This is a genomic window from Pseudomonas sp. LBUM1672, assembly GCF_059695655.1.
Genome location: NZ_CP166781.1, coordinates 4,536,780 through 4,562,094, shown reverse-complemented (window position 1 = coordinate 4,562,094; position 25,315 = coordinate 4,536,780). Strand labels below are relative to the sequence as shown.

The following is a 25,315-nucleotide window of genomic DNA, read 5'->3' as shown; positions in this document are numbered from 1 at the left end:
CATGCCTATTCCTCCGGCATCAGCGTTCGTTTGATCAAATGGGCGATCAGACCTGCGATGATGCTTTCATCCCGTTTTCCGCGACTTTTTTGTGAAGAGCTCCCATGTTGTTAACCCGTCATCTCGACGCCAATGCCACGCTGGTTTCGCTGATTGAGCCTCTGACCACTCGCGATGGTTTCGCCGCTACGGCGTTGCCGGGTGTGCAGGTTTTGCGTGCCAGTTGTGATGTGGCTCGTGGTCCGCAGATCTATGAGCCGAGCCTGGTGATCATCGCCCAAGGCAGCAAACTGGCGTATCTGGGCCCGCGTACGCTGGAGTACGGCGCCGGGCATTATCTGATTCAGGCATTGCCGGTGCCGTTTGAGTGCGAAACGTTTTCAGCGCCGGACGGGCCGATGCTCGGGGTTTCCATTGCCATTGACCGGGTGTTGCTCGGTGAGTTGGTGTTGGCCATGGGGCTGGTGCCAGGGCGCACGGTGCCTGCGCAAACACTGGAATCCATGACTTCGGCGGTGCTTGACGATGCGATGCGTGGTTGCGTGGAGCGACTGTTGCGTTGCCTGCACGATCCGCTGGAATGCCAGATCATGGGGCAGGCGCGTTTGCGGGAATTGTTGTTCGTCGCGTTGCGCGGTCCTCAAGCCGATGTGTTGCGGGCGCTGGTGGAGCAGCAGGGGCAATTCGCGCGGATTGCGGCTTCGCTCAACCATCTGCACGGGCATTTCACCGAACCGTTGAATGTGGAAACCCTGGCCAGTTGCGCAAACATGAGTGCATCAACATTCCATGAGCACTTCAAGCGCAGCACCTTGTTGTCGCCGGTGCAGTATTTGAAGCGTTTGCGCTTGCTCAAGGCGCAGCAGTTGTTGCTCGCCGAGGGGTTGGGTGTGGCGCAGGTGGCGCATCGGGTCGGGTATCAGAGCACGTCGCAGTTCAGTCGTGAGTACAAGCGCTACTTCGAGCGTAATCCCGGGGATGAGCGCGCGGCCTGAGTTGACGAAGAAAACTGTGGGAGCGGACTTGTCCGCGATGGCGGTGTGTCATCCAGCATTGAGTTGACTGACCCACCGTAATCGCGGGCAAGCCCGCTCCCACAGGGATCTGTATTGGGGCTTGAATTGCGGGCAACAAAAAGGCCCCCATTCCGGGAGCCTTGATGTTCAGGCGTACGGCTTACATGTTCGGGTAAGTCGGGCCGCCGGCACCTTCCGGTGCCACCCACGTGATGTTCTGTGCAGGGTCCTTGATGTCGCAGGTTTTGCAGTGAACGCAGTTCTGGGCGTTGATCTGGAAGCGCTTCTCGCCGTCTTCCTTGGTCACCACTTCGTAGACGCCGGCCGGGCAGTAACGCTGGGCAGGCTCATCGTACAGCGGCAGGTTCTTGGCGATCGGAATGCTCGGGTCGGTCAGCTTCAGGTGGCACGGCTGTTCTTCTTCGTGGTTGGTACCGGAGATAAACACCGAGCTGAGTTTGTCGAAGCTGATCTTGCCGTCCGGTTTCGGGTAGTCGATCTTCTTGCAGTCGGCCGCGAGCTTCAGGCAAGCGTAGTCCGGCTTGTTGTCGTGCAAGGTGAACGGCAGTTTGCCGCCGAAGATGTTCTGGTCGAGCCAGTTGAAACCACCGCCGACGATTGCGCCGAACTTGTGGATCGCCGGGCCGAAGTTGCGGCTGGCGAACAGTTCGTCGTAGAGCCAGCTTTTCTTGAAAGCGTCGACGTAAGTGGTCAGCTCTTCGGTGCCGTCCTTTTCAGCGAACAGCGCCTCGGCCACGGATTCAGCGGCGAGCATGCCGGACTTCATCGCGGTGTGGCTGCCTTTGATCTTGGCGAAGTTCAGGGTGCCGAGGTCGCAACCGATCAGCGCGCCGCCCTTGAAGACCATCTTCGGCAGCGAGTTCAAGCCGCCCTTGCAGATGGCGCGGGCGCCGTAGCTGATGCGCTTGCCGCCTTCCAGGTACTGCTTGAGCACCGGGTGATGCTTGAGGCGCTGGAACTCGTCGAATGGCGACAGGTAGGTGTTGCTGTAGGACAGGTCGACGATCAGACCGACAACCACCTGGTTGTTTTCCAGGTGATAGAGGAACGAGCCGCCGGTGTTCTCGGTGCCCATGATGTCCATCGGCCAACCGGCGGTGTGGACCACCAGGCCTGGCTGGTGCTTGGCCGGATCGACTTCCCAGATTTCTTTCAGACCGATGCCGTAGTGCTGGGCGTCGGCTTCGCTGTCGAGGTTGAAGCGCTTGATCAACTGCTTGCCGATGTGGCCGCGGCAACCTTCGGCGAACAGCGTGTACTTGCCGCGCAGTTCCATGCCAGGGGTGTACAGGCCTTCTTTCGGATGGCCTTCGCGGTCAACACCCAGGTCGCCAGTGATGATCCCGCGAACCACGCCGTTCTCGTCGAACAGCGCCTCCTGAGCGGCGAAGCCCGGGTAGATTTCTACGCCGAGGTTTTCGGCCTGCTGAGCCAGCCAGCGGCACAGGTTGCCCAGGGAGATGATGTAGTTGCCATCGTTGTGCATGGTCTTGGGCACAAAGAAGTCAGGGATTTTTTGCGCGCTGTCGGCGTTTTTCAAAACGAAGATGTCGTCGCGGGTCACTGGCGTGTTCAGCGGCGCGCCGAGTTCTTTCCAGTCCGGGAACAATTCGTTCAGGGCGCGGGGTTCAAAGATCGCACCGGACAGGATATGTGCACCGACCTCGGAGCCTTTTTCGACCACGCAGACGCTGATTTCCTTGCCGGCTTCAGCAGCCTTCTGCTTCAAGCGGCAGGCGGCGGAAAGACCCGCGGGGCCGGCACCGACGATGACCACGTCGAATTCCATGTATTCGCGTTCCACAGGCTATCTCCTACTCAAGGCTCAACAGTTTTTTTCTAATTGGAGGTTTGGTGTCGCATCCATGAATTCCTGCGCAATGCGCGGAACAGGACAATCGATTGACCACCTTTCTCTCTGGGTGGCGCATTATATCTACACCACTCCTAGCGTCCAATACAAACGTTTGTTTGAATTGGCTCAAAGCCAGAGAAATCAAAGTCACGCGGCTTATGAACGGCTATTTTGCCGTATTGACCGGAATAGGCGTTCCGGTCAAGATACGGTCGGTTTTGCGCTCGCCGTAGGCTGACTGTTGGTATCAAGAGCACCTCTAAAGACAGGGCGATGGCAGTACAAGGTGATTTGCTGCGCAGGTTTGGCGCGCAGTTTACACGCCGCGATAATGAATGACTCGTCGGTCACCACTGACGAACGGTCATCCGCCTCGTGAGCAAGGTTCACCCGATACACCTGCCAGCGTTTTTAGAGGTGCCCTTGCGCCGATGAGCATCAAACCGCCAGGTTCGCCTAGGCGACTTTCTTTTCACCGGAGAGTAACGAGGAATCCATGAAGGTTCTTGTAGCTGTCAAACGCGTTGTGGATTACAACGTCAAGGTTCGCGTCAAGGCGGACAATTCCGGCGTCGACCTCGCCAACGTCAAGATGTCGATGAACCCGTTCTGCGAAATCGCAGTGGAAGAAGCCGTACGCCTGAAAGAGAAAGGTGTTGCGACTGAAATCGTCGTCGTCTCCATCGGCCCGTCCACCGCTCAAGAGCAACTGCGCACCGCGCTGGCTCTGGGTGCCGACCGCGCCATCCTCGTCGAATCCGCTGAAGATCTGACTTCCCTGGCCGTTGCCAAGCTGCTCAAGGCTGTTGTCGACAAGGAACAGCCTCAGCTGGTGATCCTTGGCAAACAAGCCATCGACAGCGACAACAACCAGACTGGCCAGATGCTCGCTGCATTGAGCGGCTACGGTCAGGGCACCTTCGCTTCGAAAGTCGAAGTGTCCGGCGACACCGTTGCCGTGACTCGCGAAATCGACGGCGGCGCGCAGACGGTTTCCCTGAAACTGCCGGCCATCGTCACCACCGACCTGCGTTTGAACGAGCCGCGCTACGCGTCCCTGCCGAACATCATGAAAGCCAAGAAGAAGCCTCTCGAAGTGCTGACTCCGGACGCTTTGGGCGTTTCCACCGCCTCCACCAACAAGACCGTGAAAGTCGAAGCGCCTGCTGCACGCAGCGCGGGTATCAAGGTCAAGTCGGTGGCTGAACTGGTCGAGAAACTGAAAAACGAAGCGAAGGTAATCTAAATGACTATCTTGGTTATTGCTGAACACGACAACAAAGTAGTGGCCCCGGCCACACTGAACACCGTGGCTGCTGCTGCCAAAATCGGCGGTGACATCCACGTTCTGGTAGCTGGCCAGGGCGTTGGTGCCGTGGCTGAAGCTGCTGCGAAAATCGCTGGCGTGAGCAAAGTCCTGATCGCTGACAATGCCGCTTACGCGCATCAGTTGCCGGAAAACGTTGCTCCTCTGGTTGCCGAGCTGGGCAAGGGTTACAGCCACATCCTGGCTGCCGCCACTTCCAACGGCAAAAACATCCTGCCGCGCGTTGCCGCGTCGCTGGACGTTGACCAGATCTCCGAGATCATCTCGGTCGAAAGCGCTGACACCTTCAAGCGCCCGATCTACGCCGGTAACGCGATCGCAACCGTTCAATCGAACGCTGCGGTCAAAGTGATCACCGTACGTGCTACCGGTTTCGACCCGGTTGCCGCTGAAGGTGGTTCCGCTGCTGTTGAAGCGGTGGCTGTTGCTCACGACGCTGGCACTTCGAGCTTTGTTGGCGAAGAACTGGCCAAGTCCGATCGTCCGGAACTGACCGCTGCCAAGATCGTCGTTTCCGGCGGCCGCGGCATGCAGAACGGTGACAACTTCAAACACCTGTACGCCCTGGCCGACAAGCTGGGCGCTGCCGTTGGTGCTTCCCGCGCCGCGGTCGACGCAGGTTTTGTACCCAACGACATGCAGGTCGGTCAGACCGGCAAGATCGTTGCTCCACAGCTGTACATCGCCGTCGGTATCTCCGGCGCGATCCAGCACCTGGCCGGCATGAAAGACTCCAAAGTGATCGTTGCGATCAACAAGGACGAAGAAGCGCCGATCTTCCAGGTGGCCGACTACGGCCTGGTGGCAGACCTGTTCGAAGCCATCCCCGAGTTCGAGAAGCTGGTCTAATCCAGTCGCTTGACTTATAAAGAGCCCGGCCTTTTGGTCGGGCTTTTTTTTGTTCCGGATTTGAGTGGGAGAGTGTTGCCATGGATCTGCGTCGCGTATGTGGCTGGTCATTACTGCTAGGGCTGACGGTGTTGCCGGCGCTGGCCGTGGCCGCAGGCAAGTGCGAGCGCCTGGTGGTGACCGGCAGCCCGGACGCGCCACCGTACTTGTGGCAAGACCCACAAAACCCCAAGCACTTGATCGGCGCCAGTGCTGATTTATTGCAGCACGTGGCGGGGGAACTGGGTATCAAGGTCGAACTGCTTTACGCCGGCAAACGTGCCCAGGCGCTGGACGAAGTGCGCAGCGGGCGCATGGACATGCTGGCCGACGCGCCGTTGACGGTCGGCGAGTTGGAAAGCCTGGATTTCATCCACCCGCCGCTTCTGGAAAACGATTACCTGGTCTGGACCCGCAAAGACTCGGCATTGGCCTACAACGAAGCGCAAGACCTGCACGGTCATCCAGGCGCCGTGTCGGAAAAGTCTCGAATGACCCAGGCATTCGGCACTTTCGCCGAGCAGCAATTGACCCTCGTGCGTACTCCAAACCTGACCCAGGCCTTGCAGAAACTGCTCCTGGGTGAGGTGGAATTTGTCCTCGCCGGACGCTACTCGGGCATGGCCGCCGCGCAAACCCTGAGCATGGCCAACGACCTGGTCGCTCGCCCGAACCCGATCGACAAACCCGGCCTGTTCCTCGCGGTTTCCCATAACTCCGCCTGCAACGATCCGTGGTTGCGCGGACAGCTGGCCAAAAAGATGACAGAATTGCCCGCGTCCGGACTGACGGAGGCCGTGCTGCAACGCAATATCGAACGCTGGAAAGCGCAGCAGCAACAGCAGCCACCGCAACAACCCGTCAGTACCCCAAAACAGTAGGGATTTTTAGTGAGTATTCGACCTCTTTTCGCTGCCCTGGCCGTTCTGGCTCTGGCGGGTTGTGCAGCCGATCCGGCGCCGAATGAACAAATACGCCTGACCGAACAGGCGCTCGTACAAGCCAAAGCCGTGGGGGCCACTGTCGACGACGTGCCAGAGCTCAAACTGGCCGAAGACAAGTTTTCCCGTGCCCAGGGCGACATGACGGATCAGTCCTACAGGCATGCGCGCATGCGGGCCGAACAGGCCGAACTGGACGCGCGCCTGGCCGAAGCCAAGGTGCTGACTCTCAAGAGCGAGGAGCAACTGAACGTGCTCAACACCCGCATCACTCGCCTGCGCAAGCAACTGGGAGATGCCCAATGAGCCTCAAGTCCAAAGCACTCGGCGGTTTGATCCTGGCCGGTTGCGCGAGCCTTTACGGTTGCGCCGGCCAACACAGCGAGAGCGCATTGCAGCAGGCCGGAAGTGACTTCCAGAAGGTCAAGGAAGACTCCAACGTGCTGCGAATCGCGCCCAAGGACGTGATCCGTGCCGGTGAATCCCTGGCCCGCGCCGATCGTCTTTCCAGCTATTGGGGGAGCGGCTCGGACGTGGTGCATTACGCCTACCTGAGCCAGCGCTACAGCGAAATCGCCCGTGAGCACACCAATCAGGTGCTCAACGAAGAGCGCGCGGCGAAGCTCGAACTGGAACGTCAGCGCCTGCAACTGGCCCTGCGTGAGTCCAAGTTGCTCAGTGTGCAGCAGCAGGGCAAATGGCTCGAAGAACAGATTGTTGCCCTGGCCACCACGCAGACCGACCGTGGTCTGGTGATGACCCTGGGCGATGTGCTGTTCGACACCGGCGAGGCGGAGCTGAAGAATTCGGCGAACCGCGTGGTCCTGAAAATCGTGCAGTTCCTGCAGCTCAACCCCAAGCGTGTGGTCCGCATCGAGGGCTACACCGACAGCACCGGCGGCAAGCAGGACAACCTCAAACTGTCCCGTGACCGTGCGCAATCGGTGGCGGACGTGCTGATGGACCTGGGTATCGACGATAAACGCATCAAGGTCGAAGGCTACGGCGATGAGTACCCGGTGGACGTGAACGCTTCCGAGCGTGGTCGCGCGCAGAACCGTCGGGTGGAAATTGTGTTCTCCGACGAAAAAGGCCAGCTCGGCGCCGCCCGCTAAGGGCTGCGTTTCTGGAAAACCCGGCCTGCCCGACAGCGCCGGGTTTTTTTGCGCCTGCCAAATGCCTCTCAAAACAGTACAGTTTTTGCTGACACTGCACTGTACGGTCGACTATTGTGGCAACTGTCCCAGTACACTTCTAAACTGTTCCGGTATTGTTTCACACAAGAATAAAATGCCCGTGAAATCGAGTGCTGCGTCATGACCAATCTTTTGCTCTACCAACGTATTGCTCAGCAACTGGCCGAAGACATCCGCCGTGGTGTCTATCAACCGGGGGAACGCGTGCCTTCGGTGCGCAAGATGAGCTCGCAGCTCAACGTCAGCCATGCGACCGTTTTGCAGGCTTACGCCAATCTCGAGGATCAGGGGCTGATCCGCGCCCGGCCGCAGTCGGGCTATTACGTGCACCAGACACCAGCCCTGACAGCGCCAACGCCGGACATCGCCCGGGTCGAGCGGCCCGGTCTGGTCACCCGCAGCAGCATCATTCAGCAAGTGCTGGTCGAATCCCGTCGCGAGGGTGTTTTCCCCTTGGGCGCGGCAGTGCCGAGCGTCGATTATTTGCCGGTCCGCGCTTTGCACCAGCAATTGGCCAAAGTCACCCGTTTCCATAGCCCGCGTGCCTTCAGTTACATGTTCAGCCCCGGTTTTGAACCGTTGCGCCGGCAGGTGGCGATCCGCATGCGTGATGCCGGCGTGGTGGTTGATCCTTCCGAAGTGGTGATCACCCACGGCTGCGTCGATGCGTTGCAGATGTCACTGCGCGTACTGACCCGGCCGGGCGACCTGATCGCCGCCGAGTCACCGACTTATTATGGTTTGTTGCAACTGGCCGACCTGCTGGGCCTCAAAGTCATCGAGATCCCGAGCGACCCGGCGACCGGCATGAGCCTCGAAGCCCTGCAACTGGCGGCCAACCAGTGGTCGATCAAGGCGCTGGTGCTGACCACGCGTCTGAGTAATCCACTGGGCGGCACCATGCCCGAAGAGCGGCAGAAGCAACTGCTGCGCCTGGCCTCGGATTTCGATATCCAGATCGTTGAAGACGATATCTACGGCGAGTTGATGTTCGAGCAAGGTCGGACCAAATCGCTTAAGGCCTACGACCGGCTGGATCGAGTGATCTATTGCTCGAGCTTCTCCAAGACCCTGTCACCGGGCGTGCGGATTGGCTGGATGATCGCCGGCAAATACCAGCAAGAGATTCAGCGTTTGCAGACGTTCAGCACGCATTCGGCGTGCAGCGTCACGCAAATGGGCATCGCCGCGTACCTGGAGAATGGCGGTTACGACCGTCACTTGCGCTACATCCGTCAGGAATACCGCAAGAACCTCAGCGCCTTCCAGTTGGCGGTGCAGCAGTACTTTCCGGAAGGCACGCAGATGACCCGGCCCACGGGCGGCTTCATTCTGTGGGTCAGCCTGCCAGGACGGGTCAACACTCAGGAGCTGCATGTGCGTGCGTTGCAGCAGGGCATCAGCATCGCACCGGGGCTGATTTTCAGTAACACCGAGCAGTTCAATCACTGCATTCGCCTGAACTGTGGCACGCCTTGGAATCGCGAAGCCGAGCGCGCATTGATGACGCTGGGGATGTTGGCGACGCAGCTTTGCCAAGAGACGGCCAGCGGATTCTGACATGAGCGCCGGTCGTTTCGTACACGTGCTTGTCATGTTGCGTGCAACAGGCGAGCATATGGCCCTCTGCCGTTCGCGTCGTTGGGTCCATGAAACCGATTTTTCCTGCCGTCTGCCTATCGATCTGTCTTTTCATGACCGTTCATGCCCAAGGCGTCATGGCGGCTTCGACTCAGGAAAAACCGGCAGCCAGCAGCGAAACCGCGAAAAAACCAGCGCCCGTCAAGAAAACCGCTGCGGTTAAAAAGAACGCCACGCCGGTAAAAAAGAAAGCCGCAGTGGTAAAAAAACGACCGCCGGTTGCCTCCAAGTCCAAACCCGCCAGTGAGGTCGTGAAAACCAAGCTTCCTTCGGTTGACCTGGATTTGAGTCTGCCCCAGGACATGGCGGAGGAGCTAAAACCGGTCGGTACGGTCCCATTGCCCCGGCGCGACCCTGTGTTGCCACAAATGTTCGGTGACAAGAGCGCGCCTTTTCAGCTCAACGGAAGGCTGATCAGCAACGAAATGCAGTTGCAACTGCGAAACGAAGAGCGCCGTGAAGTCGAAGGAGCAGCGCTGGAGTTCGAGTTCAAGCGGTAATTCCTTCCCATCTGTGACCTGCTGGCCAGACGCTTTGTCGGAGACTGGTCAGTCACATCCGTTTGAGCGCAAAAACCCCGGTCTTGGTAATTTTAAACAGCTGTTTTAGCGGTTACTCTGTGCCCCGTCCATTAACACATCACCCGTCGCGAGGAGCTTGTCGTCATGAAATGCCGTGAAGGCTGTGGCGCCTGTTGCATTGCCCCTTCCATCAGTTCACCGATTCCCGGCATGCCCAATGGCAAAGCCGCTGGCGAACGTTGCGTTCAACTGTCTGTCGATAACCTGTGCAGCATTTTCGGCGATCCGAAACGTCCTGCCGTGTGTTCGGCGTTTGAAGCCGACGTCGAAGTCTGCGGAAGCAGCAGCGACGAAGCGATTAAGCTGCTCGGATGGTGGGAGCAAATGACGGCTGCATGATGTGTTCTACGAACGGAACTTCAACAATAAGGAGTAAGACTATGGGTTCGCTGCATCGTATGGCTGTGCTGTGTGGTTTGACAGTGTTGCTGACCACCACGGCCGCCCAGGCCGAGGACTGGAAAGTCGCCAAGAATGAAGACGGCATCAAGGTGTCCCTGAGTGAAGTGGCCGGTTCCGACTACAAGGCCTACCAGGGCGTGACCCTGATGAAGACCACCATGGCCAAATTGCGCGCGCTGCAGGAAGACGTCTCTGGCGCCTGCGCCTGGATTCACGAGTGCAAGGCCCAGAAGCTGCTCAAGCACGAAGGCGATCAGAGCTGGACCTACAGCCAATTCAATACCCCATGGCCGGTGACCCCGCGTGATTCGGTGCTGCATATCACCACCACCGAAGGCGCCGACGGCAGCCTGACCCGCAAACTCGAAGGCGTGCCGAAGTACATTCCTGAGGAAAAGGGCTTCGTCCGTGTCACCAAAATTGACGGTTTCTGGAAGTTCGTCCCCAAGGGTGACCAGATCGAAGTGACCTATCAGGTGCACACCGAGCCAGGCGGCAGCATCCCGCCGATGGTCGCCAACAAGTTCGTGGTTGATGCACCGTTCAACACCCTTAAAGCCCTGAAGGAACGCGCAGAGAAGTAAGTACGCGCTGTTTCATCAAACGCCCCGACCTTTCGGGGCGTTTGTTTTTGCGGTTATTTTGTTTCCGGATATACGTTGCACGAAATTTTCACAAGGCCTCCAAGACAATTCGCCCGCGTCAGCATTGCGGGCACTAATTCATGGCAATGCTGCGGGTGATCGTGCAACATTTGCGCACCGCGCAAGCCCCGGGGTCGAGAACTGGCCAACAGAGGGCAGGGCGCCGCTTCACTTTTGAAACTTCAACTTCCAATGGGTCCTAAAACGACATGGCAAACCCGGACGCCCTGAGTCAGCAGCGAGCTTCTAGTCGCCTGCTGCAACCGACCGTCAAATCGCATCTGGCCTACACGCTGCTGTGTGCCTTGGTCATGATGGTCATGTTCAGCCTGCTGCGCGTCGCGCTGCTGGTCTATAACCGCGAAATGATCCTCGATACACCGGCCTCGACCTTTTTCGAGGCGTTCGCCAATGGCCTGCGTTTCGACCTGCGCCTGGTGGTCTACCTCAGCATTCCGCTGATTCTGGCGCTGTTCAGCTCCCGGGCCATGGCCGCTCGCGGGTTCTTCCGTTTCTGGCTGACCATAGCCTCGAGCATCGCGCTGTTCCTCGGCCTGATGGAGATGGATTTCTATCGCGAGTTCCACCAACGCCTTAACGGCCTGGTCTTCCAGTACGTTAAGGAAGACCCGAAAACCGTGATGAGCATGCTCTGGTACGGTTTTCCTGTGGTTCGCTACCTGCTGGCCTGGGCTTTCGGCACGCTGATCCTGACCCTGGCGTTCAAGGGCGCCGATCGGGCGACCCGTCCTCGTGGTCCGTTCAGCGGCGGCAGCATCGGCACGCGTCAGGTTGCCCCGTGGTATGCACGAGGCGTCGTATTCGTGGTTTGCCTGCTGGTCTGCGTGGTCGCGGCTCGTGGCACCCTGCGTCAAGGCCCGCCATTGCGTTGGGGTGACGTCTACACCACCGACTCGAACTTCGCCAACCAGTTGGGCCTCAACGGCACGCTGTCGCTGATCGCGGCGGCCAAGAGCCGGATGTCCGAAGAACGCGACAACATCTGGAAAGCCACACTGGATCAGCCAGTGGCTCAGCAGACCGTCCGCGATATGTTGCTGACCCCGAGCGACAAACTGGTGGATGGCGAAATCGCCGCCGTGCGTCGTAACTTCTCCCCGGCCGCTGACAAAACCCTGCCGATCAAGAACGTGGTTGTGATCCTGATGGAAAGCTTCGCTGGTCATTCGGTGGGCGCGCTGGGTCGTCCGGGTAACGTCACGCCGTACTTCGACAAGCTGGCGAAAGAAGGCCTGCTGTTCGACCGCTTCTTCTCCAACGGCACCCACACCCACCAGGGTATGTTTGCCACCATGGCCTGCTTCCCGAACCTGCCGGGTTTCGAATACCTGATGCAGACCCCGGAAGGCAGCCACAAACTGTCCGGCCTGCCGCAGTTGCTCAGTGCTCGTGACTATGACGATGTGTACGTCTATAACGGCGATTTCGCTTGGGACAATCAGTCGGGCTTTTTCAGCAACCAGGGCATGACCAACTTCATCGGACGTAACGACTTCGTTAACCCAGTGTTCTCCGACCCAACCTGGGGTGTGTCCGACCAGGACATGTTCAACCGTGGTCTGGAAGAGTTGAAAGCTCGCGATGGCAAAGACAAAAAACCGTTCTATGCCTTGCTGCAAACCCTGTCCAACCACACGCCGTACGCCTTGCCGACGCCTTTGCCGGTCGAGCGCGTGACTGACCGTGGCAGCCTCAACGAACATTTGACCGCCATGCGCTACTCCGACTGGGCGCTGGGTCAATTCTTCGAGCAGGCGCGTAAAGAGCCGTACTTCAAGGAAACCCTGTTTGTCGTAGTCGGCGACCACGGTTTTGGCAACGAGCAGCAGATCACCGAAATGGACCTGGGCCGCTTCAACGTACCGATGCTGCTGATCGGGCCGGGCGTGCAGGACAAGTTCGGCCAGGTTGACCACACCGTGGGCACACAGATCGATATCGTGCCGACCATCATGGGCCGCATCGGCGGCGACGTGATTCACCAGTGCTGGGGTCGTGACTTGCTGAATTTGCCGGAAGGCGACAAGGGTTTTGGCGTGATCAAGCCTTCGGGCAGCGATCAGACCGTCGCGTTGCTGACGGCGGATCGCGTGCTGGTGCTGCCGAAAGAAATGCCGCCCAAGCTGTATCAGTACGAATTGGGCGCCAATTCGAAAGGCGAAGTGATTCCGGCGTCGGCTGACGAAGCGGCCCTCAAGCAGAAACTCGAGTCGTTCATCCAGACAGCCACCAAGAGCCTGATCGACAACACCGCCGGTGTCGTTGACGGCAAGCCGGACTAGTTTTCGGCGCAATAAAAAAGAGGCCCTTCGAGGGCCTCTTTTTTTGCCTTTTAAAACTTTATATTTTGCCAAGTAACAGCAGAATCAACAGCACCACCAACACCACGCCGATGATACCCGACGGGCCATAACCCCAACTTCTTGAGTGTGGAAAGACCGGCAAACCACCTACCAGCAGGAGAATCAGAATTACGATAAGAATTGTGCCCATGTCTATTTCCTTGTTGGAAGTGTTCTGGAATGACTTTAGCTTTTAACTGTCAGCTGGACTGCAATAAACCCGAGCTGCTTACAAAATCCGACTGTTGCGGGTGTCGGAAAATTCCAAGTTTTTTTAATGTTTTTCGAAGAAAGCCTTATTTCGTTTTTAGCGGCGTTAGTTGATTCACACCCTCCAGCGGTTTGCTCGGACCATTCAGCAATCTGATGGAGCGTGGGTCGCGCAATGTCCTTCGCTACACTCAGGGCATCTTCCCCGGAACAACAAGGCTGTTTGCTATGCAAAATCGCATGATGATCACTGGCGCGGGCTCAGGCCTGGGTCGCGAAATCGCGCTGCGCTGGGCGCGTGAAGGCTGGCAGCTGGCCTTGTCGGATGTCAGCGAGCCCGGTTTGCAAGAAACCCTGAAACAGGTTCGTGAAGTGGGCGGTGACGGTTTTATCCAGCGTTGCGATGTGCGTGATTACAGCCAGCTGACGGCCTTCGCCCAGGCCTGTGAAGAGAAACTGGGTGGCATCGATGTCATCGTCAATAACGCCGGCGTGGCGTCGGGCGGGTTCTTCAGTGAACTGTCCCTGGAAGACTGGGACTGGCAGATCGCAATCAACCTGATGGGCGTGGTCAAGGGCTGCAAGGCCTTCCTGCCGCTGCTGGAAAAAAGCAAAGGCAAGATCATCAACATCGCTTCGATGGCCGCGCTGATGCAAGGCCCTGCGATGAGCAACTACAACGTGGCCAAGGCCGGCGTCGTGGCCTTGTCCGAAAGTCTGCTGGTCGAACTGGCGCAACAGGAAGTGGGCGTGCACGTGGTTTGCCCGTCGTTCTTCCAGACCAATCTGCTGGACTCCTTCCGTGGCCCGACCCCGGCCATGAAAGCCCAGGTCGGCAAGTTACTGGAAAGTTCGCCGATCACCGCGACTGACATTGCCGATTACATCTACGAGCACGTCGCCGCCGGTGAATTCATGATCCTGCCACACGAACAGGGCCGCATGGCCTGGGCTCTGAAGCAGAAAAACCCGCAATTGCTCTACAACGAAATGACCACCATGGCCGACAAAATGCGCGCCAAGGCCAAACAAAACGCAGGCTGAACTTGCCCATGCGCAACACCGTCGTTAGGGTGGCCGCAACCGGCCATCCTCACGAGACGTCTGCATGCTCAATTACTTGTGGTTTTTCCTCGCGGCGCTGTTCGAAATCGGCGGCTGCTTCGCGTTCTGGATGTGGCTGCGCCAAGGTAAAAGCATTTGGTGGGTGATGCCGGCACTGCTCAGCCTGACGTTATTCGCGCTACTACTGACCCGTGTCGAGGCGACTTACGCCGGTCGCGCCTATGCCGCCTATGGCGGCATTTATATCGTCGCCTCGATCGGCTGGCTGGCGGTGGTCGAGCGGATTCGTCCCCTGGGGTCGGACTGGTTGGGCGTGGCACTGTGCGTGATCGGGGCCAGCGTCATTCTATTCGGCCCGCGTTTCTCCGCTTCTTGAAGCGACATCAAAGGATTTGTAAGACGCTTCCGTAAGGGGGGATGGTCCTGTGCTGTAGGGCAAGACTGAATTGCCGTCGTTGCATTGAAGAGCGGCGTTGCGACGGGCATCTTCAAGGGCCGGTAACCCTGAAGGATGAATGCCATGCTTGTACTCAGTCGCGTTGTGGGCGAGATGATTTCCATCGGTGACAACATTTCAGTGCGCATCATCGCTGTCAACGGAGGCAGTGTGCGCTTCGGTGTCGAAGCGCCACAGAACGTCAATGTGCATCGGGCCGAGGTCTACGAGCGCATCCAGATCAAACTGGCCAAAACCAAAGGACGCTGAGCGCCTCAGTCGAACAGGTGCTTGGGCACATCGTGCTTGAGCATCAACTGGCATTGCTCGCTGTCTGGATCGAAAACAATCAGCGCCTGACCCTTGGTCAAAGCCTGGCGAACGCGCAGAACACGGGTTTCCAACGGCGTGTCGTCACCGTTGTCCGTACCGTCGCGGGTCACGAAATCCTCGATCAGGCGGGTGAGGGTGTCGACTTCAAGTTGGTCGTAGGGAATCAGCATAGGCACCTCGGCTAAACAATGGCGCGATGCTACGGCGAATGATCGGTTGCGGCTAGCCCGTGGCCTCATGGGTGCCTGATCTGACGCCATCGCGGGCAAGCCACGCTCCCACAGGTTTTGCGTCAATCACTATGTCCAAATTGACGCAAAACCTGTGGGAGCGGGCTTGCCCGCGATGGCGATCACCCAAGCGACGCAATACGTGAATCAGCTGTCTGTTCGCTGCCCCACCAGACTATCCACCGACGGCACCCGCGTATCGCTTTCCATCTGCGTGTCATGCTCGATCTGATGACTGAACCGGTCCAGCGAACCCTTCGCCGGCTGAGCATCACTGGCAAATACCGGCGGGCTCAGAATGTAGGCACCGAGCAGGCGACTCAGCGCAGCCAGGCTGTCGATGTGCGTACGTTCATAACCGTGAGTCGCGTCGCAACCGAACGCGAGCAGGGCGGTGCGGATGTCGTGCCCGGCGGTGACCGCCGAATGCGCATCGCTGAAGTAATAGCGAAACAGGTCGCGGCGCACCGGCAACTCGTTTTCACTGGCCAGCCTCAGCAAATGCCTCGACAGGTGATAGTCGTACGGCCCGCCGGAATCCTGCATCGCCACGCTCACTGCGTGTTCACTGGAGTGCTGACCAGGCGCAACTGGCGCAATGTCGATGCCGACGAACTCGCTGACGTCCCAAGGCAGGGCAGCCGCCGCGCCGCTGCCGGTTTCCTCGGTGATGGTGAACAGCGGGTGACAATCGATCATCAATTCTTCACCGCTGTCGATGATCGCTTTCATCGCCGCCAACAGCGCCGCAACGCCGGCCTTGTCATCGAGGTGACGAGCGCTGATATGGCCGCTTTCAGTGAACTCCGGCAACGGGTCGAAGGCGACGAAATCGCCCACGCTGATCCCCAGGGAATCGCAGTCGGCGCGGGTGGCGCAGTAAGCGTCCAGGCGCAATTCGACGTGATCCCAGCTGATCGGCATTTCATCCACGGCAGTATTGAACGCGTGCCCGGACGCCATCAGCGGCAACACGCTGCCGCGAATCACACCGTTGTCGGTGAACAGGCTGACGCGGCTGCCCTCGGCAAAACGGCTGGACCAGCAGCCGACCGGGGCCAGGGTCAGGCGCCCATTGTCTTTCACGGCGCGAACCGCCGCGCCGATGGTGTCCAGGTGTGCGGAAACGGCACGGTCCGGGCTGTTTTTCTTGCCCTTGAGCGTGGCGCGGATGGTGCCGCGCCGAGTCATCTCAAAGGGAATGCCCAGCTCTTCCAAGCGTTCGGCGACGTAACGCACGATGGTGTCGGTAAACCCGGTCGGGCTGGGAATGGCGAGCATTTCCAGCAGGACTTTTTGCAGGTAGTTGAGGTCTGGTTCGGGGATTTTGCTGGTCATGGAAACTCCTGATGAGTTGAGCGCATCGATGGTTTCGATGAGGAAGAATTTTTGTTGCCTGTCAGGCCGCCATCGCTAGCAGGCCGCCATCGCTAGCAGGCTAGCTCCCACAGTTGGAATGCGGTCAAATGTGGGAGCTAGCCTGCTAGCGATGGCGTCTGCCCAGACGACACATGACTAGGAAACAGCCGGCTGACTATGCGGAAACAACAAATCCACAAACCGCTCCGCCGTCGGCTGCGGTTCATGGTTGGCCAGCCCGGCGCGTTCGTTGGCCTCGATAAACACGTACTCCGGTTGATCCGCGGCAGGCACCATCAGGTCGAGCCCGACCATGGGAATATCCAGCGCCCGCGCAGCCCGCACGGCGGCATCGACCAGGGTCGGATGCAAGGTCGCCGTGACATCCTCAAGAACGCCACCGGTGTGAAGATTCGCCGTACGCCGTACGAACAGATGCTCACCGGCCGGCAAAATACTGTTGTAGTCATAACCCGCCGCCTGAAGCGTGCGTTCGGTCTCATGGTCCAGCGGGATTTTGCTTTCGCCGCTGGTGGCGGCCTGCCGACGTCGGCTTTGCGCTTCGATCAGGGCCCCGATGGAATGCTGACCATCGCCCACCACCTCGGCGGGGCGACGGATCGCCGCGGCGACCACCTCGAAACCGATCACCACAATCCGCAGATCGAGACCCTCGTGAAAGCTTTCCAGCAGCACGCGACTGTCGAACTGGCGAGCGGCTTCGATGGCTTGCTGGACCTCTTCGATCGTCCGCAAGTCCACCGCAACGCCTTGGCCCTGTTCTCCATCCAGTGGCTTGACCACCACCCGCTCGTGCTCGTCGAGAAACGCCAGATTGTCATCAGCGTTGCCGGCCAGTTGCTGCGAGGGCAGGTTCAGACCAGCGGCTTTGAGCACCTTGTGCGTCAGGCTTTTGTCTTGGCACAGGCTCATGCTGATGGCGCTGGTCAGGTCGCTCAGGGATTCGCGGCAACGCACCCGGCGTCCACCATGGCTGAGGGTGAACATCCCGGCATCGGCGTCATCGACATGCACATCAATCCCGCGTCGATGGGCTTCCTCGACAATGATCCGCGCATACGGGTTGAAATCGGCTTCCGGGCCGGGGCCAAGGAACAGCGGCTGATTGATGCCGTTTTTGCGCTTGATGGCAAAGGTCGACAGGTTGCGAAAGCCGAGCTTGGCGTAAAGACTTTTCGCCTGCCGGTTGTCGTGCAACACCGACAGGTCGAGGTAACTCAGCCCTCGGCTCATGAAGTGCTCGATCAAATGCCGCACCAGCACTTCACCGACGCCGGGTCGGGAGCAGTGCGGGTCGACCGCCAGGCACCACAGGCTGCTGCCGTTCTCCGGATCGTTGAACGCCTTGTGATGATTGAGGCCCATGACGCTGCCAATGATGGCGCCGCTGTCTTCATCTTCGGCCAGCCAATACACCGGGCCGCCCTGATGTCGCGGGGTCAGCAGATTGGAATCGATCGGCAACATGCCGCGCGCCTGATACAGCTGATTGATCGCCTGCCAGTCCGTCTCGCTTTGGGCCCGGCGAATACGAAAGCCGCGGAACACCCGGGTTGACTGACGGTAATCGCTGAACCACAACCGCAAGGTGTCGGAGGGGTCGAGAAACAGCTGCGCCGGTTCCAGCCCCAACACTTGTTGGGGCGCGGCGACGTACAAGGCGATGTCGCGTTCACCGGTCTGCTCGTTGAGCAGTTCCTGGGCCAGGCTCGCCGCATCCGGAAAGGTATGACCGATCAGCAATCGGCCCCAGCCGCAATGCACGGCAATCGGCGCGGCGCCCAGTTCACTGCCGTCTTCGGCCAGCCGCGCCTGCAAGCGTTCGTACGAGGGCGCCTGACCGCGCAACAAGCGTTGGCTATACGCCGTGGCGTGAGGTTTCATCGATCAGATTCCTTGTTCACTGAGCCACAGGTTCAGGGCCGCCAATTGCCACAGCTTGGAGCCGCGCAACGGGGTCAACTGGCCTTGCGGATCGGTCAGCAGGCGGTCGAGCATGGCCGGGTTGAACAGGCCGCGATCCTGGCTTGGATCGAGCAGCAGTTCGCGCACCCAGTTCAGCGTATCGCCTTGCAAATGCTTCAGGCCCGGCACCGGAAAGTAACCTTTCTTACGGTCGATCACTTCACTCGGAATCACCAGTCGCGCGGCTTCTTTCAACACTTGCTTGCCGCCATCCGGCAGTTTGAATTTGCCCGGGACCCGGGCTGACAATTCCACCAGGCGATAGTCGAGAAACGGCGTACGCGCTTCCAGGCCCCAGGCCATGGTCATGTTGTCGACGCGTTTGACCGGGTCGTCCACCAACATGATCGTGCTGTCCAGACGCAGGGCTTTGTCCACCGCCGCATCGGCGCCGGGCTGTGCGAAATGTTCCTTTACGAAGTCACCGGCAGCGTCATTCGCCGTCAGCCATTTCGGTTGCACGGTGGCGGCGTAATCCTCGTAGCTGCGGTCGAAAAATGCATCGCGATAGGCCGTGTACGGATCGGCAGCGCCATCGACTTGCGGATACCAGTGATAACCGGCAAACAACTCATCCGCGCCCTGGCCGCTCTGCACCACTTTGCAATGCTTGGCCACTTCCCTGGACAGCAGATAAAAGGCGATGCAGTCATGGCTGACCATCGGCTCGCTCATGGCGCGGAACGCTGCGGGCAGTTGCTCGATGATCTCGCTCTCATTGATGCGCAGTTGATGGTGCTGGGTGTTGTAGTGCTTGGCGATCAAGTCCGAATACTGGAACTCGTCGCCCCGTTCGCCGCCGGCATCCTGGAAACCGATGGAGAAGGTCGACAGGTTTTCCACGCCGACTTCACGCAACAAGCCCACGAGCATGCTCGAATCGACACCGCCCGAAAGTAGTACCCCGACATCCACGGCTGCACGTTGACGGATCGCCACCGCGTCACGGGTGCTGTCGAGTACACGGTCACGCCAGTCTTCGAGCGTCAGATTCATCTCGTCGGCGTGTGGGCCGTAGGGCAGGGTCCACCATGTTTTCTGTTCGGTGGTGCCATCCGCTTCTACGCGCATCCAGGTCGCGGGCGGCAGTTTTTCAATGCCGGCCAGCAGGGTGCGCGGAGCGGGAACCACCGCATGGAAATTCAGGTAGTGATTGAGCGCCACCGGATCAAGGATCGGGTTGATGTCGCCGCCCTTGAGCAGTGCTGGCAACGCCGAGGCAAAACGCAGGCGCTGGCCGGTGCGCGACAGGTACAGCGGCTTCACGCCGAGACGGTCACGGGCGATGAACAGGCGCTTGGCGTCGCGCTCCCAAATGGCGAAGGCGAACATGCCATTGAGTTTCGGCAGCAGCGCTTCGCCCCAGGCGTGGTAGCCCTTGAGCAGCACTTCGGTGTCGCCACCGGAATAGAAGGCATAACCGAGGCTTTCAAGCTCGGTGCGCAGCTCCGGGAAGTTGTAGATCGCGCCGTTGAAGGCCAGGGACAAGCCCAATTGGTTGTCGACCATCGGCTGCGCCGAGCCGTCCGACAAGTCCATGATTTTCAGGCGACGGTGGCCCAGGGCAATTGGCCCCTGGCTGTGAAAGCCCCACGCGTCAGGGCCGCGAGGCGCCAAGTGATGGGTGATTCGTTCAACGGCTGCAAGGTCCGCAGGTTGTTGATCAAAGCGTAACTCGCCAGCTAATCCGCACATAAAGTCCTTACCGGTTTTTCCGTTGGGGAGGGTCAATCGGTACGCGCCAAAACGGCGGGTACTCAGAAACTGACTCCGCACGGTAATAGGAGTTTTAGAACGATAAGTTATAAGCCGGGGTTGCCGGACGAATGGCGGCTGCAGCACAGGTGTGCATTGAAGGGGTGGTAATTATTGATGTGATGCATACGAGTAGCTGCTTGGAAACACGGCGATTCGACCCAGTATTCGAATTATCAATTGCCTGTTGCACTTCATAGACTGAGCATCTCTTACCGCAATAAGGATATTGCTCATGTCAGCCACACCCTCAAAAGCCGCTACGGCGGCCGTGCCAATAACACCCGCGCAACGTCTTGAGGCGCTGCTGGAGCACACCGCAGATCTGGACAAGGCGCAAGTGCTGCAAGCGTCTATTCCTGAATGGTTGGCTACTGCAGATCTGACCGTGGTGCAGGCTTTGAGAGCCGCGTTCGAGCAATCCTTCGTCGTTCAAGGCAAGGCCACAGCGGCGCTTGAGGCGCTCAAGCCGTTGGACGAGTTTTGCAAAGGGCAACTGACCGATCTCCTCAAGCGCAGATGGACAATCGATTTCGACGTCGAGCGGGACACGCTGGAGGTCACCCATATAAGGTACGTGTCGACAGGACTGCTGCCGATCGGCTATCAGAATCAAACGCACACACCCTCACGCAACCTGCTGCACATGGCCATGGAAAACTTCACCCAGGAAGAAACCCTGAGCCAGGGTGTTTTCAAGGACTCATCGATACACATCAACAAGATTTCCAAGCCAAGCCCGGAAATAACCCCTGCGAAATTCGCTGCACTGTGCCGCGATCTCGACCTCGGTGCCCGCTATCAGCGCCATGTCAGCGACGCGTTGGCATTGCCGGCCAGGCCCGAAAAAGGTTTGCCTGTCGATGATCGCGCCTCCACTGCCGATATCCGGCGGTTGAAGGTGCTGGACATGCAAGTCGCCCTTCACATGGCCTACCTGAAAAAGGACATCACCCACGCCGTTTATACGATGCTGCTGAATGTGATCGAACAAGATGTCCCGGCGGCGCAAACCAGCGACGCATCGTTTGATGGCGGTCCGGTGTTTTGGCAAGGCCTGACGATTCATGACGCCTGCATCTGTGGAGTACTGGTCTTTACCAGAGCCTCCATCGATACCGAGACGAAGGCCCGATGCGTGGTTTATATGCCGAATGAACCCCGACGACCCGTGTATGAATACGCCTCGCTGGAGGACTTCAAGGTCTACCTCACGCTCAAATTGCAAAGTACAAGCTACAGGAAGTTTTTCGTCGGGCAGTACCTGTACGGTCACGATAAAATCGGGTTTTTTGCCCAATTCGACAAAAACAGGACGTTGGGCACCCTCGTTGCCGCTCCCGCCGATACGTGCCTCGCCGATTTTTTCTTCGGTTCATTTGTCAGCAAGACCCAGAAAGATGCGCGAATCCTGGCGATCCCGACCGAAGATGTCGATGAGCAGCAACGGGAAAAAACCATTCAGATGTTGCAGGATGGAGGCCTTCTGCTGTTGAACGCGGCCGCTTTTTTCGTACCCGTGATCGGCCAATTGATGCTGGTGACGGCCGTGGTCGACATCGTCAGCGAGGTGTACGAAGGTGTGGCTGACTGGACGCGTGGTGAACGAACCAAGGCGTTGACGCACTTGCTGAATGTTGTCGAAAACGTCGCACAAATGGCGGCGTTTGCGGCGGGCAGCAAAATCATCTCGCAAGCCGTCAGCAGGGGCGTGAAAGAACAGGCGGCATTCTTCGACGGTTTCGAGGCCGTCACTCGCACTGATGGCAAAGCAATACTTTGGAAGCCCGACCTCGAACCTTACAAACAATCCACCACACTGGCTGGCGACGTGCAGCCAGATTCGCAAGGGTTGTACCGGCATGCCGGGCAGACTTCGATCGTCATGGACGGGGCTCGCTATCAAGTCACCCGCAACGCTGAGGTGGCGGCCTGGACCATCAAGCATCCCTTACGCAATGACGCATTTCAGCCTGCCGTCGAACGAAACGTTGAGGGTGGCTGGCGGCATGTCTATGAATACGCGCACGAGTGGCGCGACGGTGCTTATTCATTGGTACGCACGGATCAACGGTTGAGCGAGCTCGGCAGTGACCTTGACGCGATTGCCGAAATCACCGGCATGACGCCTGACAAGTTGCACCATTTGCATGAACGCAATTTCAAGTTACCGCAGCGTCTGAATGACTGTGTCGAGCGCTTCAAGATAGACCAGCGCATCACCAGGATGGTCACCGCGATGGAGCGGGCAGAGACCGCGAACACAGCGTTTGTCCAGGAGCAACTGCATACCTTGCCCAGGTTGCAAGGCTGGCCGGCAGAGCGCTTCATTGAAGTGAGCGACGACGAAAACCTGGTCGTGTCCCGCTTCCCCGAGACCGCCCCGCACGATGATGATGGCGTCAACAGTGTGCCCATCAGCCAGGCGCAACTGGATGCGGGACAACTGCTCGATACCGTCATCGATGGGCTTTACCCAAGTGAAGTCGAAGGCATCATCGGTCGCACGACAACGGGCTCGAAAGCGTCGCTGTTGGCCAAGGAGATCGCGACAAGCCTCAGGAGCAATCGGCAGCCGCTCTATGAATGGCTCTATAAATCCTATGACGGCACGGCTTCCGGTGACGTTGCGACACTGCGCGAACACGCCACTGATCTTCCCACTCGCATGTGTCAGGAGTTGCTTGAAAACGCCTCTGGCAGAGATCGCAGCTTTCTGCATGACCGCAAGATCCCCGGCGTGGATCTCGCCCGGCAGGTCAGCGAGGCACAGTCAGCAATACGGCAGGACCGGGCACTCATGGGGTTGCGCCGTCCGCTACTGGCCAGTGCCGACACCGACAAACTGGCGCTCGGGCTGATGAATCGGGTGCAAGGCTGGGACGACGGCTATCGACTTGAAGTACGACAGGGCTCAGTGACCGGTACCTTGCTGGACAGTGTGGGCGAAACTGACGCGCCGACGCGCGGGGTCATCGTCAAGAAGACCGCTGGCTATCAGGTCACCCACAACAACGGCAATGAGTCCTCCACCGTGACGAGCGACACGCTGCTTGAGTCGATACTTGACGTATTGCCTGCCACCCAACGCAACCGCATGGGTTTCACGAACAACGAATCATTGGATATCCCCACACTGCGCTCACGGCTGCTGAGGGTTGCCATCGGCGATCCGGCGCTGACCGGGCGGGTGCTACGGGGGGAACACAGCGAGACGCCGAAATACCTTTCTGCCTGTGTCCAGGCAGATCCTCCCATTACGAACCCTTATGCAAGGGGCCTGATTCGTAAAGTCAAAAAACTCTACCCGCTGTTCACGGACGCCCAGGTTTCGTCGTTTCTCGATGATGCCGGAAATACCCAAATGGAGCGGGTGAATCGAATAAGGGAGCTGGAGCAACAACTGAAGAAACTGCGCGGCGCGCTGCACACCTGGCGTGACGATGAAGTGCAAATGAAGACGGTGCCGGGCCAACTCAACGATATCCGTGTGAGTCGTCGTCAGGTGGCCAATACCATCGAAAACTGCTGGCGTCGGATCTCGCATCCGCGTTGGCCTCAAGATCAGCCCGTTACAGCGCTCACACTGGAGCGCAGCCCGGTGGGCCCGTTGCCGACACTGACAGAACAGGATGTCGCACATGTGCGCAGCCTTTCAATCAAAGATATGCAGGCCGGAGACGAGTTGGTGTATTTTCTCAAACCGTTCAAAGGGCTCGTCACGCTGGAACTGGAGCGCAACCAACTCACACGATTGCCTGAGGTGTTGTCGCATATGCCCAGGCTCGAGCACTTGCGGTTGGACGGTAATCAGATACAGCTGACCGAGCACACATTGCGCAAACTGGCCGACATGCGCAATCTGCGCACGCTGGGGCTCAGCGGTAATCGTTTGGGGGCCACAATCGATGTCAGCAAAATGCTTGATCTGCAAACGCTGCTGCTGTGCGATACCTACGCCACGGAACTGCCTGTCGGTCTTTACCGTCCGCCGTACCTTGAGTTGGTGGACCTGAAAGGTAACCAGATTCGCGAGTTGCCAGATTGGTTGTTCCAGGCCCCTCGACGATTCGCGCGAACGATGAATCTAACGAATAACCCTGTCTCCGAGGCGAGTCTGACCAAGCTGAAGGCTTACCGTGACAATATGGGCACTGGCATGGGCCTGCTGGAAGATGAAACCGCGGTGCTCACTGAGCTAAGGGCTCGAGACCTGTGGATGCCCACTCCGCTCGAAGGGAACTATGCCAGTCGTAACCGTGCATGGTTGGCACTGAAGAACGAACCCGATTCGAAAGAGTTCTTTGAATTGCTGGCAGCCGTCGGAGACACGGCGGATAGCCGCTTTGTGCGCGAGGACATGACCCGGCGGGTCTGGGACGTCATTCAGGCGGCTGAGAGGGATTCTGAGTTGCGCGCTCGATTGCTGACGATGGCGGTAAAAGGCAATTGCGATGATGCCGCAGCGACGATTTTCGGAAATCTTGAGGTAGCAGTCGAGCTTGATACGTTGGTTCGGCAGGCGGGGAATTCCCATGATGAGGCCGCCCGGTTATTAAGTCTGGCGCGTCGCCTGTTCCGCCAGGATTATCTTGCGAAGCTCGCTGAAGAACATGTTGTAAATGCCAAAATCAAGCTTGATCCGGTGGAAGTCGAACTGGCCTACCGCACCGGTCTGGCTGAAAAACTCAATCTTGTCGGCCAGCCCAGGCATATGCGCTATGCAGCGCTTGGAGGCGTGACGCCGGGAAACCTGAATACGGCAATCAACAAGGTCTTAGCCGCGGAGCTTTCGCATGAATTGCTCGATGACCTGAGTAGCCGATCGTTCTGGGTCGAATTTTTGCGACAACGTCATCAAAAGCAATTCACCGACCTGGTTGCGCCTTTCCACGTGCGGATGGCGACGGCCTTTGAAAGCCAGGCAACGCTAGGCGTGCAATACCGCTCAGTGGTCGATGGCATCGCCGATGAGCTGAACAAGGCCGAGACCGATTTGTTGAAGCGTCTCACCGAGGCGGCCATGAAGGCTGACGAAGCAAGGACTTGCTTTGCACTGGATTGAA

The 25,315-nt window shown here is 58.6% G+C and carries 21 protein-coding genes; 15 read left to right on the top strand and 6 right to left on the bottom strand.

Annotation, left to right across the window (positions count from 1 at the left end; all coding sequences use genetic code 11):
- The first annotated feature begins 104 nt into the window (after positions 1-104).
- Positions 105-995, top strand: coding sequence for an AraC family transcriptional regulator (locus ACA053_RS20725; RefSeq protein ID WP_109633793.1), 891 nt, complete (start codon positions 105-107; stop codon positions 993-995).
- A 181-nt stretch (positions 996-1,176) separates the two neighbouring features.
- Here ACA053_RS20725 and ACA053_RS20720 read toward each other — a convergent pair whose 3' ends face one another.
- Positions 1,177-2,841, bottom strand: a complete 1,665-nt coding sequence (locus ACA053_RS20720; protein ID WP_497329905.1) for an electron transfer flavoprotein-ubiquinone oxidoreductase — start codon at positions 2,839-2,841, stop codon at positions 1,177-1,179.
- Positions 2,842-3,388: 547 nt separating this feature from the next.
- Here ACA053_RS20720 and ACA053_RS20715 point away from each other — a divergent pair.
- From ACA053_RS20715 to ACA053_RS20670, 10 genes are all read left to right on the top strand, one after another.
- The gene (locus ACA053_RS20715; protein WP_105343061.1) at positions 3,389-4,138 is read left to right on the top strand and encodes an electron transfer flavoprotein subunit beta/FixA family protein; all 750 of its coding nucleotides are present in this window, start codon (positions 3,389-3,391) and stop codon (positions 4,136-4,138) included.
- Positions 4,139-5,068, top strand: coding sequence for an electron transfer flavoprotein subunit alpha/FixB family protein (locus ACA053_RS20710; RefSeq protein ID WP_497312911.1), 930 nt, complete (start codon positions 4,139-4,141; stop codon positions 5,066-5,068).
- 80 nt (positions 5,069-5,148) lie between these two features.
- Positions 5,149-5,988 (top strand): substrate-binding periplasmic protein, encoded by an 840-nt coding sequence (locus ACA053_RS20705; RefSeq protein WP_497312909.1) that lies wholly within the window; start codon positions 5,149-5,151, stop codon positions 5,986-5,988.
- Positions 5,989-5,997: 9 nt separating this feature from the next.
- Positions 5,998-6,354 carry a DUF4398 domain-containing protein gene (locus ACA053_RS20700; RefSeq protein ID WP_109633786.1) on the top strand — a complete coding sequence of 119 codons (357 nt, stop codon included), beginning with the start codon at positions 5,998-6,000 and terminating at the stop codon, positions 6,352-6,354.
- Entirely contained in the window at positions 6,351-7,163 is an 813-nt protein-coding gene (locus tag ACA053_RS20695) for an OmpA family protein (RefSeq protein ID WP_497312907.1), read from the top strand. Before ACA053_RS20700 ends, ACA053_RS20695 begins: the two co-directional genes overlap by 4 nt.
- 201 nt (positions 7,164-7,364) lie before the next feature.
- Positions 7,365-8,804, top strand: coding sequence for an aminotransferase-like domain-containing protein (locus ACA053_RS20690; RefSeq protein ID WP_109633782.1), 1,440 nt, complete (start codon positions 7,365-7,367; stop codon positions 8,802-8,804).
- A gap of 89 nt (positions 8,805-8,893) precedes the next feature.
- Positions 8,894-9,385, top strand: a complete 492-nt coding sequence (locus ACA053_RS20685; protein ID WP_497396218.1) for a translation initiation factor 2 — start codon at positions 8,894-8,896, stop codon at positions 9,383-9,385.
- Between the two features lie 165 nt (positions 9,386-9,550).
- Positions 9,551-9,805: a YkgJ family cysteine cluster protein gene (locus tag ACA053_RS20680; RefSeq protein WP_109633779.1), complete on the top strand. Its 255-nt coding sequence runs from the start codon at positions 9,551-9,553 to the stop codon at positions 9,803-9,805.
- A gap of 41 nt (positions 9,806-9,846) precedes the next feature.
- Positions 9,847-10,452: an START domain-containing protein gene (locus tag ACA053_RS20675; protein WP_497393568.1), complete on the top strand. Its 606-nt coding sequence runs from the start codon at positions 9,847-9,849 to the stop codon at positions 10,450-10,452.
- Positions 10,453-10,721: 269 nt separating this feature from the next.
- On the top strand, positions 10,722-12,815 hold the full coding sequence (locus ACA053_RS20670; protein WP_497312901.1) for an LTA synthase family protein: 2,094 nt from the start codon (positions 10,722-10,724) through the stop codon (positions 12,813-12,815).
- A 58-nt stretch (positions 12,816-12,873) separates the two neighbouring features.
- Here the strand turns inward: ACA053_RS20670 and ACA053_RS20665 are convergent, their stop codons facing one another.
- Positions 12,874-13,032, bottom strand: coding sequence for a DUF3309 family protein (locus ACA053_RS20665; protein WP_169858239.1), 159 nt, complete (start codon positions 13,030-13,032; stop codon positions 12,874-12,876).
- A gap of 281 nt (positions 13,033-13,313) precedes the next feature.
- Between ACA053_RS20665 and ACA053_RS20660 the strand changes: the two genes are divergently transcribed.
- From ACA053_RS20660 to csrA, 3 genes are all read left to right on the top strand, one after another.
- Positions 13,314-14,129, top strand: a complete 816-nt coding sequence (locus ACA053_RS20660; RefSeq protein WP_497312899.1) for an SDR family oxidoreductase — start codon at positions 13,314-13,316, stop codon at positions 14,127-14,129.
- A gap of 64 nt (positions 14,130-14,193) precedes the next feature.
- A complete protein-coding gene (locus ACA053_RS20655; protein ID WP_109633773.1) occupies positions 14,194-14,526 on the top strand; it encodes a YnfA family protein in 333 nt (110 codons plus the stop codon).
- Positions 14,527-14,670: 144 nt separating this feature from the next.
- The gene (gene csrA / locus ACA053_RS20650) at positions 14,671-14,856 is read left to right on the top strand and encodes a carbon storage regulator CsrA (RefSeq protein ID WP_109633771.1); all 186 of its coding nucleotides are present in this window, start codon (positions 14,671-14,673) and stop codon (positions 14,854-14,856) included.
- Between the two features lie 5 nt (positions 14,857-14,861).
- On the opposite strand, the gene ACA053_RS20645 is transcribed toward csrA, so the two are convergent.
- The 4 genes from ACA053_RS20645 to ACA053_RS20630 form a co-directional block, all read right to left on the bottom strand.
- Positions 14,862-15,089 carry a YheU family protein gene (locus ACA053_RS20645; RefSeq protein WP_010461751.1) on the bottom strand — a complete coding sequence of 76 codons (228 nt, stop codon included), beginning with the start codon at positions 15,087-15,089 and terminating at the stop codon, positions 14,862-14,864.
- 207 nt (positions 15,090-15,296) lie between these two features.
- The gene (locus ACA053_RS20640) at positions 15,297-16,487 is read right to left on the bottom strand and encodes an osmoprotectant NAGGN system M42 family peptidase (RefSeq protein ID WP_109633769.1); all 1,191 of its coding nucleotides are present in this window, start codon (positions 16,485-16,487) and stop codon (positions 15,297-15,299) included.
- Positions 16,488-16,664: 177 nt separating this feature from the next.
- Positions 16,665-18,413 (bottom strand): N-acetylglutaminylglutamine synthetase, encoded by a 1,749-nt coding sequence (ngg, locus tag ACA053_RS20635; protein WP_497393566.1) that lies wholly within the window; start codon positions 18,411-18,413, stop codon positions 16,665-16,667.
- Between the two features lie 3 nt (positions 18,414-18,416).
- Complete coding sequence (locus ACA053_RS20630; protein WP_497393565.1) at positions 18,417-20,189, bottom strand: N-acetylglutaminylglutamine amidotransferase; 1,773 nt, start codon at positions 20,187-20,189, stop codon at positions 18,417-18,419.
- A gap of 295 nt (positions 20,190-20,484) precedes the next feature.
- Here ACA053_RS20630 and ACA053_RS20625 point away from each other — a divergent pair, with 295 nt between their 5' ends.
- Complete coding sequence (locus ACA053_RS20625; RefSeq protein WP_497393563.1) at positions 20,485-25,314, top strand: NEL-type E3 ubiquitin ligase domain-containing protein; 4,830 nt, start codon at positions 20,485-20,487, stop codon at positions 25,312-25,314.
- The last annotated feature ends 1 nt before the right edge of the window (position 25,315 follow it).